Genomic DNA, 16,720 nt, shown 5'->3' with positions numbered 1-16,720 from the left:
GGCAAAATAAAAAAATCGAACATAAGTCGCCTATATCGCAAAAAAGCCGGCACTTTTCAGCACCGGCTTGTACTATTGCCCGATAAAGGCTTCTGTTTTCTATGCTTACAGATTCGGATTTACGCTGTTCCATTGATTTACAGACGGTATAATACCCATGGAAATCACTTCGTCGCGCAGTTTCACCAAGTGTCCATAGCTCTGTTTCAGTTCTGCGATTTCAGCATCGGTACCTTTTACTTCACCGAAAGAAACACCATTCTTGTCGAGTGTGGTTTCCATCGCCATCATGATATTTTCAAATCCGGGAATATTCACGTAACATCCTGCCGGCCAACGGAAGGTTTCGCCTCCCATAGCAGCACGAATCATCTCTACCGAGGTATAAGCCGGGCTCTGGAAAGAAGAACGTCCACGCAACTTGATGATATTGGCACCACCTTTGGTTACACGTACTTTCAATTCAGTCCAAGCTTCGTTAGAGAGGGCATCTGTTCCAATAAAGTCAGTAAGAGGTTTGCCGTCCACTTTGGCGGTAGAAGCGAAAACGGCCATCTGTTCACCGTGGCCGCCATACGTACGGGCACCGGTCACTTTGCTCTGCTCTACACCGAAGTGCTTTGCCAGCTCACTTTGTAAACGAGTGCTATCCAACGCAGCCAAAGTGGTTACTTGCGACGGTTTCAGACCGGAATAAATCAGAGCCACCAATCCGGTAATATCAGCCGGGTTAAAGATGATAGTCAGATGTTTCAGGTCGGGACAATAGGCCTTGATATCTTTTCCCAATTGGGCAGCGATTTCAGCGTTCCCTTTCAGCAGGTCTTCACGGGTCATCCCATCCTTACGGGGTGCACCACCTGAAGAGATCATGTATTTAGACCCGGTAAATGCTTCTTTCACGTCGGTAGAATAAGTGAAGTTTATACCTTCAAAACCGCAGTGGCGCATCTCTTCCACCACCCCCTGAAGACCCAAAGCAAATGGGTCGTAAAGGCAGATATTGGGTGTTAAACGCATCATGGCAGCTGTTTGCACCATGTTGGAACCGATCATCCCGGCAGCTCCTACAATCGTTAATTTGTCGTTCGTCAGAAAGCTCATAATTAGTTTATATTTGAATGTTAATAATACGTCGATTTCATTAGCCCCCACAAGTGTGATTTGAGGCATCAAATATACAAAACATTGCCGTATCGGAAGGCATATCAACTAATAATAAACGCTAAAAAGGACGAACCATAGGAGGTTACAGCAAGCTCCATGCGGCCGTTAGACCTGCCATCACAATAGCCACCATGCTCATCAACTTGATAAGAATATTGAGGGATGGGCCGGAGGTATCTTTAAATGGATCACCTACCGTATCGCCTACCACTGTCGCTTTGTGTGCATCACTTCCTTTTCCTCCTAAATGACCTTCTTCAATATATTTCTTGGCATTGTCCCATGCTCCACCTGAATTAGCCATAAAGACGGCCAACACAAAACCGGCACCCAGACCGCCGGCCAACAGCCCCATCACACCGGATACTCCAAAGATCAAACCGGTCAATACAGGAATGATAATGGCCAACAACGAAGGCAGCAACATCTCCCGCTGGGCGCCTCTGGTAGATATCTCTACACAACGCGCATAATCTGGTGTAGCCTCACCCGTCATTATCCCTTTTATCTCACGGAACTGCCGTCGCACTTCTTCCACCATCTTTTGTGCCGCCCTTCCCACAGCATTCATGGTAAGGCCGCAGAAAAGAAATGCCATCATCGATCCGAGGAAAATACCCGCCAGTACTTTAGGATTCATCAATGTGACCTGATAATAGTTCATAAAATCCACAAAATTAGCTTTGGTCACTTCCACAGTATCTCCATTCGCAAATTCAAGCACTTCATTTCCCAATCGCAACATCCCAATCCGTATCTCTTCCATATAGGAGGCCAATAATGCCAATCCGGTCAATGCAGCCGATCCGATGGCAAAACCTTTACCGGTAGCTGCAGTAGTATTTCCTAATGCATCGAGCGCATCGGTACGTCTTCTCACTTCCGGTTCGAGGCCACACATTTCGGCATTTCCGCCGGCATTATCCGCAATAGGGCCATAAGCATCGGTAGCAAGGGTAATTCCCAGCGTGGAGAGCATACCTACCGCAGCAATGGCAATGCCGTATAACCCCATACTCAGGTTCTCTCCCGCAATCATATTCTGCACATCAAAATTAATTGCAGCAAGGTAAGAAATCATAATAGCCAAAACGATGGTAACTACCGGAATCACGGTGGAGATAAAACCTGTCCCCATTCCTGAAATAATTACCGTAGCAGGACCGGTCTGCGCACTGGCAGCAATACCTTTTGTAGGTTTATAAGAAGGTGATGTGAAATATTCGGTACCTTGCCCGATAATAATACCTGCAAGGAGACCGGCAATTACAGAGAACGACAAGCCCAACCAGTTAGAAAAGCCCAACAGGTATAATATACCAAATGTAGCCGCGGCAATCAGGATCGCACTCACATTCACTCCCCTGTTAAGCGAATCCATCAACTGTTTCACCGAAGCATTTTCTTTGGTCTTTACCAAAAAAATACCGAAAATAGAGAGAAATACCCCTATCGCAGCGATGATCATGGGAGCAAATACGGCATTCTTCTGCATGGCAGGGTTCATCACAAAGGCAGATGCACCCAAAGCGGCAGTAGAAAGAATAGATCCGCAATACGATTCATAGAGGTCGGCCCCCATCCCTGCTACATCGCCCACGTTATCACCCACATTATCGGCAATAGTAGCCGGATTCCGCGGATCATCTTCGGGAATGCCGGCCTCCACCTTCCCGACCAGGTCGGCTCCCACATCTGCGGCTTTGGTATAAATTCCACCGCCCACACGGGCAAACAAAGCCTGCGTGGAAGCACCCATTCCAAAAGTCAACATGGTTGTGGTAATCATAATCAACTTGTGCCCGGCATCGGCATTTTCCACAAAGTGATCCAGTATCAGATACCATGCAGAGATATCAAGCAATGCCAGCCCCACTACCGCCAGCCCCATAACTGCTCCTGAACGGAAAGCTATTTGTAACCCGCTGTTCAATGAACGCTGCACAGCATTGGCCGTTCTGGCAGAGGCATAAGTGGCAGTCTTCATCCCAAAAAACCCCGCCAGTCCGGAGAAAAAACCACCGGTAAGAAAAGCAAACGGTACCCAACTGTTTTGTAGGCCAAAGAAAGCCATACCTGCGAAAAGAAGAGCCAACACAACGAATACTATGGTCACCACTTTATACTGCTGTTTAAGGTATGACATGGCGCCATCCCGAACGTAACGGGCAATAGTTTTCATTTTTTCAGTGCCCTCACTCTCCTGCATCATTCTCTTAAAGAAGTAATACGCGAAAAACAGTGCCATCACAGAGGCAACTGGTACAAGATAGAAATAATTCATATGATTATATTTATAGATTGTCTTTCTTATGACTTATCAAATCCGACCATTCAACAGGGTATTATTACTATATTACACAAAGGTATCAAAAAAATAAAAAGATATGGAACATATCCAGCAAAGTTTTCTTCATATTCCGCTTTCATTCAATCATTTTTTTAATAACTTTGTTTGTTTCTGCAAGCGGGGATCCCGATCAGGTCGGATCATTTTTCCGTATATGGGTGGGGGAATCTGGTTTTGCATATTAAACAGGAATATAATCATGGTAAGGAATTTTCTTTTAAAAAGCGACAAAAGCCCAAAGAATGTCCAGATAAAGAAGGACATTATTAATCATTTCATCACTACAGGGAACGCTACTATCGCCGAATTATCCAAGGAGCTCGACCTGAGCGTACCGACCATCACCAAATTCATTGCCGAACTCAAGGACCAGGGATTAATAGCCGAATTAGGCAAGATTCAGACTCCGGGAGGAAGGCATCCGAGTGTGTATGGTCTTAATCCAACTTCCGCCTATTTTGTAGGCGTGGATATGAGCCGGCATCATCTGAACATAGCCCTGATGGACTTCACAGGTAACATTGTAGAGTATCAGACAGGTATTTCCTATACCTATGAAAATACAACCGAATCATTTGATATGCTTTGTGACCACATTCGGAAATTTATTGACAAGACGGGTGAACTCAAAAAAAAGATTTTTAATATCAACCTGAATATCTCGGGCCGTGTGAATCCGGAATCAGGATACAGTTACAGTAGTTTTTATTTCAGCGAAAGCCCCATCAGCGAAACGCTCACAAAACGGCTGAATTATAATGTAGGCATTGATAATGATACCCGGGCCATGGCGTATGGCGAATATATGAAAGGCGTATCCGAAGGAGAACAGAACGTGATTTTTGTCAATATTTCCTGGGGATTGGGTATTGGTATCATTATCGATGGAAAGCCCTATTACGGGAAATCGGGATTTTCCGGTGAATTTGGCCATTTTCCTAGTTTTGACAATGAAATACTTTGTCACTGTGGAAAAAAAGGGTGTCTTGAAACAGAAGCGTCTGGTCTGGCCATACATAGGATCGTGATGGAACGTATCTTAAAAGGTGAAAGCACCCTCCTTACAGAGCAGGTAAAAGATCTTAGCAAACTCACCCTTACAGATATTATCAAAGCTACTAATATGGAGGATCCACTTTGTATTGAGATTGTGGAGGAGGTAGGTTATAAACTGGGTAAATATATTGCCGGCCTCATTAATATTTTCAATCCCGAATTGGTAATCATCGGTGGGCAAGTAGCCGAAACGGACGGGTTTATCATGTTACCCATTCGCAGTTCCATCAGGAAACATTCCCTGAACCTGGTCAATAAAGACACAAGAATCGTAACATCAAAACTAAAGAATAAAGCCGGCATCATCGGTGCCTGCATGATTGCACGAAGCCGTCTTTTCAACGAGTAACGTTAACTTGGCATCCGGTTTTCAACTCATATGGTAGGGATTGACATCTCTTCAATCAGATGACCGGCGCCAGCAAACTTGTCGATCACAAAAAGCACGTAACGGATGTCCACAATGATGCTTCGCTGGTAATCGGGCAGATACTGGATATCTCCCCCGACACCTTCCCAGTTTCGGTCGAAGTTGAGTCCAATCAATTCTCCTTTACCATTCAAGACAGGGCTTCCGGAATTCCCCCCGGTGCTATGGGTAGTTGCCGCGAAATTTACCGGCATGTTACCATCAGTCCGAGCATAATTTCCAAAATCTTTTTCCCTGTAGAGTTTTTTCAGTTTATCCGTGACCATGAATTCCCAGTTATCCGGTTCTTCTTTCTCCATCACACCTTTCAATGTAGTCTGGTAGTTATAATAAACCGCATCACGGGGCTGATAGCCTTTCACTTGTCCATAAGTAAGCCTGAGTGTCAGGTTAGCATCCGGAAAGTGTGTATAAGGTCCGTCCATGGCAAGAATTCCTTCCAGATAGGTTTGTCGTGCAATTGAAAAAGGGACATCATATTTACTCAATTGGTTTGCAAGCGAAAGCGCTTCGTCTCTCACCGAACGGGCAAACAGGAACATGGGGTCATTAAGCAGTTGTTCTCTCCGCCCTTTGTTTGAAATGAACGACTGTGGATCGGTGGAAAATAATATCCAGGTCTCCTGGTTCCCGAAAAGGGAATGAGTGAAAATATAATCAATAAAGGCTTTCACATCTCCATCGTATTGGGTGTGGAGAAGACCGAAGAAAGCAGGTTGTTTTTCCCTATCAATCGACCTTACATATTCCGAAATCATCGCAGCAGAGACCTTCTTATCCACATCGATATTGTAATCCTTATCGGCGAAAAGGGCATAATCTTCCTTCAATTGCAGGATGGCTTTTTCAATATTGCGACTGCCGCCCTCCAACACCTTAAGCAGCAAGTTCCATCCCTTTTGAGACACATTGGCAAATTCTACTCCCCGGATAATCCCCTCATTAAGCATCCAACTTCTGTAACGGAGGTCGGCTCTTTCTCCAACCATTCGCTCAATTTCATCCAATGCCTCCGCATATTGAGGCTTACGGTTATTCCCGGCCCAATCAAGCAAACGATTCTGTTGTTCCAATTTCAATTGTTCAAAATCGCGCATATCGATAGCCCAATTGGTGCCAATAGCATTTTTATAGGCATTGGTAGAACCGGAATATTTGGCAGCATATTGTATATTTACAGCCGGGTCGTTCAGCATCTCTTCCAGCATGGTATTTTGACGAATCTCCCTCATATTGATCCGCACCTTGTTATCAATATCTCTTCTTTCAGCTACCTCCCATGAGGTATAATACTTATGGGTTGTACCGGGAAATCCCAACATCATCACAAAATCGTTTTCATTTACCCCGCCAGTGGATATTCTTAACCAACGTGTTGGTCTCAGCGGTACGTTTTCTGGCGAATATTCTGCAGGATTGCCCTCTTTATCGGCATAGATACGGAAGAGAGAAAAATCACCCGAATGACGTGGCCACATCCAATTATCAGTATCGGCACCAAATTTGCCGATAGAACTTGGAGGAGCACCTACAAGACGAACATCGGAATAGACCTTTTTAGTAAACATAAAATACTGATTCCCATTAAAAAAAGGTTTTATTTCCACTTCTCTACCAGGTAGAGACAGAAACTCTTCGCCTGCTTTTTCTTGTGCAATTCCCTGAAGATAAGAAGGCGAGAGAAAAAAGACACCATCGGCATCCTGATCTTTGTCCCTTTCAAGGCACTGCCTCACATAATCAGTCACATCTTCCAACTGATCAATAAAAGTAACGGTGAGACCGGGATTAGGCAGTTCTTCAGCTTGGGTCATGGCCCAAAATCCGTCTTCCAGGTAGTTATTTTCCAAGGTACTGTGGCTTTGGATCTGACCATATCCGCAATGGTGATTGGTTAGCACCAATCCCTGCGAAGAAATCACTTCGCCGGTACATCCCCTTCCGAAAAAAACAACGGCATCTTTCAGGGAACGACCATCAGGATTATAAATATCATAGTCTTCCAGTTCCAAACCGAGTTTCTGCATCTCTGAAAGCTTTTGTTGTTTCAATAGATGTAACATCCACATCCCTTCATCGGCAGATACGGTAAAAATAAATGAAATACACAGAAAAAGGCACAATACTAGTTTTTTCATAATCCGGTTGTTGTTCGATTGAATCGATAAAATTAAGAAAAAATCCCTAAAAGGACAAATAATTCCTGTTTTTCTGTATCTTTGAGGAGTACATTACAATAAAAATGCATTACGAAACAATCTTTCAAGAAATCTACTGGAAACTACATCCAATAGAAGATTCAGGACAGGTAGCCGATTACATTCCCGAACTGGCATATGTGGATCCGGATCAATTCGGTGTCCACCTCACTACCATCGATGGGAATAAATTTGCTTTCGGCGATGCAAAAAAGCGCTTCTCCATTCAAAGTATTTCCAAGGTATTTACCTTTGTACTTGCCTATTCCCGCATCAAAAGCAATATATGGGAACGAACAGGACTGGAACCGGCAGGTACACCGTTCAACTCTCTGGTACAACTGGAATATGATAAAGGCTTACCACGTAATCCCTTTATCAATGCAGGAGCTATTGTGATCTGCGATATTCTGGCGAGTGAACTCGCTTCTCCTAAAGAGAATATCCTTTCCTTTATCCACCGCCTAACCGGAATTAATACGATAGGGTATAATGAAAAAGTAGCCTTATCGGAAAGAAAAACAGGTTACAGAAATTATGCTCTGGTTAATCTGATGAAATCATTCGGTAATATCAGGAATGACATCGACATTGTGATGGATATTTATTTCCATATATGCTCCATTGAAATGAATTGTCAAGAACTTTCCCAATCTTTTCTTTTTCTCGCCAATAACGGTGTAGTTCCCTATTCCGGGGAACAGATCCTCTCTGCCAGTCGTGCTAAAAGGACCAATGCCCTTATGCAGACTTGCGGTTTTTATGATGAAGCGGGAGAATTTACCTTTAAAGTAGGGTTACCGGGCAAGAGTGGTGTAGGCGGGGGGATCGTGGCCGTTCATCCCGAAAAATATGCCATTGCCGTATGGAGCCCCCGGCTCAATAAAAAAGGAAATTCATACAAGGGGATGTTATTTCTGGAAGAATTTACAACCAAAACCAATTCATCTATTTTTTAAGCAGCCCTTCCTGCTTCCCGGCAAATAAAATTTTCATATATATGTCTCCAACAGTAATAATAAATCAATTCTTAAATTTACAAAAAAGGTTTGTGATTCATTGGGGGTTAGCCCGAAAAGGGTTATTTTTGCGATCGATCGGAAAATAAGTACTTAGATGAAGATAAATTTGAAAGACCGGACGCCTCAGTTGATTGCTGTAATCGGTGTACTCGCCATAGGGATAGCTATTCTTATCGGATTTCTCCTCAATAAAAGCTCACAAATGAGCCAGATGCAGGAGCAGTTTACTATTGACAAACAGGAGCTTGAAGATGAATACGAAGCGATCTCATTGCAATATGAAGGATTTAAGTTCAGCGTCCAGAATGATTCTCTGTTATACAAATTAGAGAATGAACAGGCGAAGGTACTTCGTCTGCAGGAAGAATTGCGGATGACCAAGGCAAGCGACCAGGCTGAAATAAAACGGCTGAAAGATGAACTGGCGACATTGCGGAAAATTCTCCGTTCTTATGTACAGCAGATTGACTCACTTAACAGGCTCAATGAGCAACTACGTGCGGAGAACCAGCAAATCACCGATCGATATCAAAAAACAACCCAAACACTCAGACAAGTATCACAGGAAAAGGAACAACTCTCGGAAAAAGTATCGTTAGCCGCACAATTAGTCGCCACCAATATCAGTGTCAAAGCAGTAAACGATAGAGGAAAGGAGCAATCACGCCTCAGTCGCAGCACGCAGTTTGTTGTTTCTTTTACCCTGGCCCGCAATATCACTGCCGAGCCGGGAGAACGCACCATTTTCGTCCGCCTTATGCCCCCTGATGGTTCAGTCCTTTCAAAAAGTCAATCCAATACATTCCCCTACGAAAACAGCGAAATACTTTATTCTATGAAACGTACCGTTGAATATGGAGGAGAAGAAATACCTGTTTCCATGTATTGGGATATAGAAGAATTTCTGATGCCCGGCACTTATAAAGCCGATATTTTTGCCGATGGACATCATATAGGTTCATTCAGTTTCTCTATGAAAGATTGACATTTTTCACTGTTTAACATTTAGTCTTCCTTATTTAACGGAAAGTCACGCAACTTTTCCGATCTACGCTCATCTATGGGAATAGGAAAACCGTTCCCTACAATGGGAACAACTAAACCCTTTCCGGCAAAATAACAGGCTGATGAAAAGAACTTCCTGTCTTATTCCTTTATGTATCGTATTCGGAGTGATTGCACTAAAATTGAATGCACAGGATTTGAATGATGAAATGAAGAAAAGGCTTCGTCAGTCACTTATTCCTCCCGAAAATCTATCCGTGAATCCACAATTTCAGTATACACCGCAAATATTACCCAATCAGGATAACGAAGTGCTGAAAGTGTCCCCCACTACTAAACTGCCCACAAAATTGGACCGGATCAGAATACTCAATCCACCGGAAAAATATAAAATTTACATCAATACCACCGTCACCAATGCTCCTCCGATCAATCAACTTCCTGCAGGATCAGTGAGGTATGAATATGTAGGAAAGCATTTGGAGGCAATTCCTACCGGCGGTCAATTGGTAAAGCCTTCCGGGCATGATTTTGATCCTATCCGGAACCGGAACCGGAAAAAACAGGAAAAAACTGACCGGTTGGTGAAAGCCTATAATAGGTAGACAGGAGAGCGGGGAGTGAAATATATCCGACCTATTCTAGCATCTTCAGGAAAGTGTGTTCATCGATGATTTTTACACCTAATTTTTCAGCTTTCTCCAGTTTGGCAGGTCCCATATTGTCACCGGCAAGAATATAATCAGTATTTTTCGATACCGAGCCACTGTTCTTTCCTCCATTCTGAAGAATTAGGGCTTTATATTCGTCCCGTGAATGCAGTTCGAATGTCCCGCTGATGACGATAGATACCCCTTTCAACTTATCGGTCTTTGCTGCCAGGACCTCTTCACTCAATGTAAACTGTAATCCATGTTCTCGCAATCGCCGTACAAACTCAGCATAAATGGGATTCGCAAAGTAAGCAGTCACACTTTGTGCAATCCGATCGCCAATCTCATCCACCGTAACCAGTTGATCTACGGTCGCATGCGCCAGTTGATCGATATCGGGAAAAGCATGCGCCAGCTTCTGAGCAACGGTCTCTCCCACAAAACGGATACCCAATGCATACAGGACCCTTTCATAAGGTACCGATTTCGATCTTTCTATACTTTCTATCAGATTATTCGCACTGGTCTCCCCCCACCGCTCCAAACCGGCTAGATCACCAAATTGCAAGAGATAAAGATCGGCTGCATCACGGATCAAACCTTTATCATAAAGCAAATTGACGGTTTCGGGACCGATAGTGATATCCATCGCTTTGCGGGTTACAAAGTGTTCAATACGTCCCTTTATCTGCGTGGGGCACCTTTCGCTGTTGGGACAATAATATACTGCTTCGTCTTCATTGCGTACCAGCGGGGTACCACAATCAGGACATCTTCGGGTGAAAGTAACTTTGTCACCGACCAGAAAACGCGCCTCCTTGTCTACGCCGGTAATCTTGGGTATGATCTCTCCGCCTTTCTCCACATAGACCTGATCGCCGATGTGCAAGTCAAGTGCGAGGATAGCATCTTCATTGTAAAGCGAAGCCCTCTTCACTGTGGTACCGGACAATAATACCGGCTCCAGATTAGCCACAGGAGTAACAGCGCCGGTACGCCCCACCTGATAGGAGACCGATTTCAAACGTGTAATAGCCTGTTCCGCATTGAATTTAAAGGCGATTGACCAGCGTGGAAATTTGGAGGTAGCTCCCAAGTTACGTTGTTGTATAAGCGAGTCTACTTTCAGCACTACTCCGTCGGTAATCACCGATAGGTTTTTACGCTCAATATCCCACTCTTTCAGATAGGCAAAGACTTCTTCCAGGGTATGGCACTTTCTCATGGTATCAGACACGTTCAATCCCCATTTCCGGGCCATGGTCATATTTTCATAATGATTCCGTGAGGGCAAGTCGTCACCCAACATGAAGTAGATATATGATTCCAGTTTACGGGAAGCTACCACACGTGAGTCCTGCATCTTTAGTGTGCCCGAAGCCGCATTACGGGGATTGGCAAATAAAGGTTCCTCCTGTTCGGCCCGTTCCTTATTGAGCGCATCGAAAGAACTCCAAGGCATCAATATCTCGCCCCGCACTTCGATATACGACGGTACATCATCTCCTTTCAAAACCAAGGGTATATTACGAATTGTCCGTACATTGGCAGTCACATCATCTCCTTTGCGTCCGTCCCCGCGGGTTACCGCACGTGTCAGGCGGCCGTTCTCATAAACCAATGAAATAGATGTTCCGTCGAATTTGAGTTCACACACAATGTCGAACTCTTCGTTCAGCGTACGCTTCACTCGATTGTAAAAATCAGCCACTTCGGCCTCTGAGTAGGTATTTTGCAGCGAAAGCATCGGGAAACGATGGGTCACCTGTGTGAAATTATTGTTGATATCGCTTCCTACCCGTACCGAAGGTGAATTAGGATCGTAATATTCAGGACATGCCGTTTCCAATTCTATCAATTGCCGCATTAAGCCATCGAATTCGAAATCGGAGATCGTCGGTTGCGATAATACATAATAATTATAATTATGCTCATGCAGTTGTCTGCGAAGCGACTCTATCTGCTGTTTGACTGAGAACATTTTAACCACCAATTACTAATTACAAATTACTGATTGCTAATTTATTAAAGTAAAGAAAAAAAAATCACTTTTAATTTTTAATTTAAAAGATCTTCGTCAATATATTATTTTCCTTTTTCTTCTTCGGGTTAGAGATATTAGAGATATTGGCTGCTACTGAAAGCGTTTGTTGTAGCAATACATTTCCTTCAGAAAAATGTATATTACAATTGACACGGGCAGAGACCCGCCCCGATTCCAATAAGCGTATATACCATTTACTCTGGAGATAAGACGAACCTCTCAGGAATGGCGTACCCCAGTAGAGATCTCCTCCATACCTGGAGAATAGACGCATCCGGGCATCTCCGGTATAAAACTTGTTTTCGGTACCAATTCCATAAAACTCCGCATTGGCACGCGCCACAAATCCTACCGGCTTATAAGTCTCCTCAGCTTTCCTGTCCCTTTCCACTCCTGCAAAAACACCTGCAGACAACAACCACTTGAAACTGTTCGGTTCTTTACGCTCCAGCCCTACCGACGCCATAATCTCCATTTGCTCACTTACGCCATAATCCGGATTCGCGGGTAAAGTTCCCGCATAATGGTAAAGATAAGATTGAAAATCGGCGAAGAGAGTCTTTTTGGAGGCTTTTCCCGAGAACCCCAGAAAGAAACTCTCCCGGTTGGTTGACGTGGCATATCCGGTCCAGTCCATCCATGCATTAAAAAAATTGCGGTCGTTGCCTAACTGAAAGAAAATACCCTGTATAAGTGGCTTGAAATATGTCACCGAATCCTCAAAAAAGAAATCAGAATAGTTGGGCAATACTTCATTCCGGGGAAAAGTCCCCACCTGAAATAGAATTGCAGGCTTCCTGTATTGATAATAAATGGTTATGTCCGTTTTATCAATGGTTTTTTTCGTCCCTGTTTTCCTCAGTAGGTCTACACCGGCATAAATGGTGTGCGTTGAATCCCAGGAAACACCCAGCAGCGTATTAAACCATATCCCGTGCAAGGTTTGTGGATCAGTAAGCGAAGAATGCTTGTACTCCCGGTTATCAAAAAAATAGTCAACCCCCACCCGCCAGCGATATTCCTGTGCATGCAACACCAGTCCCGCGTGTAAAATAAATAATGCAATGACAAACCTTTTCCACATATGCCACAATGATTTTCCTATACCCTTATCACACTCCCATTCTCCCTAGTCTTCCACTTTTATTCCCGCCGGTAAAGATAATACAAAATTCAGTAAATTAAATCACCCTCTCCTTCCATTTACCGCTGCGCAGGTAAATAAAGGAAAATATCGACAGGGATAACCAGTATACATGCTCCGTTGTCCATGCCACTGCCACGGAAAAGCCCATATAAATAATGACAAACCACATGTAGGAAAGATAAAAGACCAGTGTGACAATCTCAAACTTGAGAGCGGTACGGGTATTACCCGTGCCGGATACAGAATTGAATAATACCGTTCCCATACTATAGATGGGCAGCGATGAAATCAGTACATAAAGGGGTAAAACCGTGTCACTGACAAGGGACGGATCATCGGTATAAATACGAATCATCGTACGAGGAAAAATGGAAACGAGAACTATCACCGCGGCCATTACCCCCAGACTTATATAGAGGATTCGTTTTATCAGGTCGGGTACCTCCTCTTTTTTACCTGCACCAATGGTATTACTTACCAATGTACTTGCCACCGAGCCCAATGCATTGGAAGGGATCGTAAAAATAGTATAAAAACTCCGTACGATATTGGTGACGGCCAGAGACCTCTCGCCCATATAATTCTCTATAAATACGAAGAAAAGCATCCACGTACCAATGGAGAACAGGTATTGCACCATCATAAATATGGAGATATCGAGGACTTTTTTAATCACCGGCCATTGAAAACCGATCTTATTGAAACCATACTTCTCAGGATTAACCGTCTTACGGGTGTATAGCAGGAGAAACACGAATGAAGTAAATTCAGCAATCACAGATGCGATACCTGCTCCGGCCATTCCCATTTCCGGCATTCCCAGCTTCCCGAAGATCAATCCGTAGTCAAATATCACATTTGCCACGGCCATGACAACAGCATTGACAGTGAGGACCCTAGTACGCGCAGTACCGATATAGAATGCACGAAACATAAGGTTGACAAAGGCAAACACAATCCCGAAAACACGCCATTGCAGGTATTCGATTACTGCATTCGCCACATCAGCCGACTCGAATATCAACGGTAGCCAATGAACGCTTCCGTATCTCACCAAGGGAATCAGCAGAATTGCCGGGATCAGCAGGAATATGGACCCCTGAATCACGATATCACCTATCTTGTCATAGTTCTTCTCCCCGTTACGTCGTCCGATAAGGATCTGGGCTCCCATACTGAACCCGAATCCCAATGTATATAACGCAATATAGATGACACCCGCCAGGGCTGATGCGCCCAGTTCTACCTCCCCTACACGACCAAGGAATGCAGTATCGATTACTTGAATAATATTTTGCGCCAACAAGCTCAACAGGATGGGCGCACTGATTTTAACAATGTGTTTATTGGAATACACCTAATTTTAAGAAAAAAGCCGCCGATTGCCCCCGCAACCGACGGATCTGTATGATTATCGACAAGATTATTTTTTTATCCGGTTGTTTCCATCCAGATTGATGACAGTAGGCCTGAATGTCTCAGCCTCTTCGGGCGACATCAATGCATAACTCATAATGATGATTATGTCGCCTCTCTGTACCTTCCGGGCAGCAGCCCCGTTCAGACAAATAATCCCCGATCCGCGCTCACCACGGATGATATAGGTCTCAAAACGTTCGCCGTTATTATTATTGACCACCGCCACTTTCTCATGTACGATCATTTTGGCCGCATCAATCAGATCTTCATCAATCGTGATACTTCCTTCGTAATTTAAATTGGCATCGGTTACCGTTGCCCTGTGTATTTTGGATTTCAATATTTCTATCCACATATATGCTTATCTGTATCTTATATTATCAATTAGGCGCACCTCTCCACAATAGACAGCAATTGCCCCCACTATATTCCCGGAGTCGTACCACGAGGATATCTGTTGCAATGAATCTCCATCAACAATCCGGAAGTATTCAACACGCAACTCCGGTACATTGTTTACCCATTCGGTTACCAACCGGGTCAATTCGTCAGGCGTTTTCTCAGCCATCATCAGCGTGCTCTCCCGCATAATACGGTGTATTCCTGCAGCATATTCCCTCTGTTGTTCCGATAACCGCTGGTTCCGGCTGCTCATAGCCAAACCGCTCGACTCCCTTACCGTAGGAACTGCCACAATTTCAACCGGCAACTTCATCTGTTTCACCATTTTTTTTATAATGGAGAGTTGTTGAAAGTCTTTTTCTCCGAAGTAAGCTTTATCCGGTTTGACAAAATCAAAAAGCTTGCTCACCACTTGGGCTACGCCATTGAAGTGTCCGGGGCGGAATGTGCCCTCCATCACCTTATCGAGCCCGCCAAAGTCGAAAATCCGGGTATCCGGTTCGGGATATATCTCTTCTACCGTAGGAGTAAACGCAATATGGGTTCCTATACTCTCCAGTAAATCGTAATCTTTTTCCGGAGTACGCGGATAAAGCTTCAAATCGTCTGAATTATTGAATTGTGTGGGATTTACAAAAACACTTACCACACAGATATCATTTTCTGACACACATCGTTTTACCAAGGTGGCATGCCCCTCATGGAGCGCACCCATGGTCGGCACAAGACCGATGTTTTTTTCTGCCTGCCGATACTGTCGAAGAAGCGTCTGCAGCTCTTTTACTGTTTGAATGACTTTCATCAATTTGATTTTACATTGCAAAGCAACAAAATATTTACCACATATAGAAAAAAATAGGAGTAAATCTCCGCATAACCTCCAGCAAAAAGATGATGAACCACTGTATATAAGACATTTGCAAAATACATGAGATTTCACTTTGTAATTATGTGGTTTTTTTTTATTATCTTTGTACTCAAATTTAGATAATTAGCTACATGTCCCAAAAAAAAGTTTTGTACGTTTCACAGGAAATTTATCCTTATCTCGAAGAGACCAATATTTCAAATACGTCACGTTATTTGCCTCAAGCAATACAGGAGAAAGGGAAGGAAATCCGTGCATTCATGCCTAAATATGGAAATATCAATGAACGTCGCAACCAGTTGCATGAAGTAATCCGCCTATCAGGGATGAATCTTATTATTGATGATACCGATCATTCCCTTATCATCAAGGTTGCTTCCATCCAGTCGGCACGAATGCAGGTTTATTTCATAGATAACGACGACTTTTTCCAGAATCGTGAAACATTGGTCGATACCAATGGAGTGGAATATGACGATAACGACGAACGAAGCATTTTCTTTATCCGCGGCGTGATGGAAACCATCAAAAAGCTACGCTGGGTACCCGATATTGTTCACTGCCACGGCTGGTTCAGTGCATTGGCCCCCCTTTATATCAAAAAGGGATATGCAGATGACCCCTGTTTCAGAGGAGCCAGAGTAATCTATTCTCTGTATGACGAATCATTCAGTAAAGCTTTCCAGAACGGGTTCGCAGGAAAACTCCGGTTTGACGGCATTGGCGATCCTGAGATCGAAAAGATAAAAGAACGGGGTGACATTGATTACATCAATCTGATGAAACTTGCCATTGATTATTCCGACGGCGTTATCCAAGGAAGTGAAAAAGCATCTCCGGAAATTATAGAATATATTCAGGAGAAAGGCGTAAAGTTTCTTCCTTACGATACTGATTTTGATAAAAGGGTTGAGATGATTAATGCTTTTTATGAGGAGATCGATAATTAAACCGATTAA

Annotated in this window: 13 protein-coding genes; 5 read left to right on the top strand and 8 right to left on the bottom strand. The window is 43.7% G+C overall.

Going from position 1 to position 16,720, the window contains the following annotated elements; genetic code table 11:
- Window positions 1–105 precede the first annotated feature (105 nt).
- Together B4G81_RS05585 and B4G81_RS05580 are read right to left on the bottom strand one after the other, a co-directional pair.
- Window positions 106–1,104, bottom strand: a complete 999-nt coding sequence (locus B4G81_RS05585) for a malate dehydrogenase (protein WP_294080936.1) — start codon at window positions 1,102–1,104, stop codon at window positions 106–108.
- A 145-nt stretch (window positions 1,105–1,249) separates the two neighbouring features.
- Window positions 1,250–3,451, bottom strand: coding sequence for a sodium-translocating pyrophosphatase (locus B4G81_RS05580; protein ID WP_294080934.1), 2,202 nt, complete (start codon window positions 3,449–3,451; stop codon window positions 1,250–1,252).
- Between the two features lie 265 nt (window positions 3,452–3,716).
- On the opposite strand from B4G81_RS05580, the gene B4G81_RS05575 reads away from it, so the two are divergent.
- Window positions 3,717–4,922, top strand: a complete 1,206-nt coding sequence (locus B4G81_RS05575; RefSeq protein WP_294080932.1) for an ROK family transcriptional regulator — start codon at window positions 3,717–3,719, stop codon at window positions 4,920–4,922.
- A gap of 26 nt (window positions 4,923–4,948) precedes the next feature.
- Here B4G81_RS05575 and B4G81_RS05570 read toward each other — a convergent pair whose 3' ends face one another.
- A complete protein-coding gene (locus B4G81_RS05570) occupies window positions 4,949–7,141 on the bottom strand; it encodes a S46 family peptidase (RefSeq protein ID WP_294080930.1) in 2,193 nt (730 codons plus the stop codon).
- Window positions 7,142–7,245: 104 nt separating this feature from the next.
- Between B4G81_RS05570 and B4G81_RS05565 the strand changes: the two genes are divergently transcribed.
- The 3 genes from B4G81_RS05565 (at window position 7,246) to B4G81_RS05555 (ending at window position 9,833) form a co-directional block, all read left to right on the top strand.
- Window positions 7,246–8,160 (top strand): glutaminase, encoded by a 915-nt coding sequence (locus B4G81_RS05565; protein ID WP_294080928.1) that lies wholly within the window; start codon window positions 7,246–7,248, stop codon window positions 8,158–8,160.
- 157 nt (window positions 8,161–8,317) lie between these two features.
- A complete protein-coding gene (locus B4G81_RS05560; protein ID WP_294080926.1) occupies window positions 8,318–9,208 on the top strand; it encodes a hypothetical protein in 891 nt (296 codons plus the stop codon).
- A 142-nt stretch (window positions 9,209–9,350) separates the two neighbouring features.
- Window positions 9,351–9,833: a hypothetical protein gene (locus B4G81_RS05555; protein WP_294080925.1), complete on the top strand. Its 483-nt coding sequence runs from the start codon at window positions 9,351–9,353 to the stop codon at window positions 9,831–9,833.
- A 31-nt stretch (window positions 9,834–9,864) separates the two neighbouring features.
- On the opposite strand, the gene ligA is transcribed toward B4G81_RS05555, so the two are convergent.
- From ligA to panC, 5 genes are all read right to left on the bottom strand, one after another.
- On the bottom strand, window positions 9,865–11,862 hold the full coding sequence (gene ligA, locus B4G81_RS05550) for an NAD-dependent DNA ligase LigA (RefSeq protein ID WP_294080923.1): 1,998 nt from the start codon (window positions 11,860–11,862) through the stop codon (window positions 9,865–9,867).
- A gap of 82 nt (window positions 11,863–11,944) precedes the next feature.
- A complete protein-coding gene (locus B4G81_RS05545; protein ID WP_294080921.1) occupies window positions 11,945–13,009 on the bottom strand; it encodes a hypothetical protein in 1,065 nt (354 codons plus the stop codon).
- A 97-nt stretch (window positions 13,010–13,106) separates the two neighbouring features.
- Window positions 13,107–14,429, bottom strand: a complete 1,323-nt coding sequence (locus tag B4G81_RS05540) for an MATE family efflux transporter (protein ID WP_294080918.1) — start codon at window positions 14,427–14,429, stop codon at window positions 13,107–13,109.
- 66 nt (window positions 14,430–14,495) lie between these two features.
- The gene (gene panD, locus B4G81_RS05535; protein WP_294080916.1) at window positions 14,496–14,846 is read right to left on the bottom strand and encodes an aspartate 1-decarboxylase; all 351 of its coding nucleotides are present in this window, start codon (window positions 14,844–14,846) and stop codon (window positions 14,496–14,498) included.
- Window positions 14,847–14,852: 6 nt separating this feature from the next.
- Window positions 14,853–15,695 (bottom strand): pantoate--beta-alanine ligase, encoded by an 843-nt coding sequence (gene panC, locus B4G81_RS05530; protein WP_294080914.1) that lies wholly within the window; start codon window positions 15,693–15,695, stop codon window positions 14,853–14,855.
- A 197-nt stretch (window positions 15,696–15,892) separates the two neighbouring features.
- Between panC and B4G81_RS05525 the strand changes: the two genes are divergently transcribed.
- Entirely contained in the window at window positions 15,893–16,711 is an 819-nt protein-coding gene (locus B4G81_RS05525) for a glycogen/starch synthase (protein WP_294080912.1), read from the top strand.
- Window positions 16,712–16,720: the final 9 nt, after the last annotated feature.

The organism is Proteiniphilum sp. UBA5384 (assembly GCF_002410825.1).
Classification (GTDB): Bacteria; Bacteroidota; Bacteroidia; order Bacteroidales; family Dysgonomonadaceae; genus Proteiniphilum.
The sequence above is the reverse complement of the archived record's forward strand: the minus strand, read 5'-3'. Positions and strand labels throughout refer to the sequence as shown.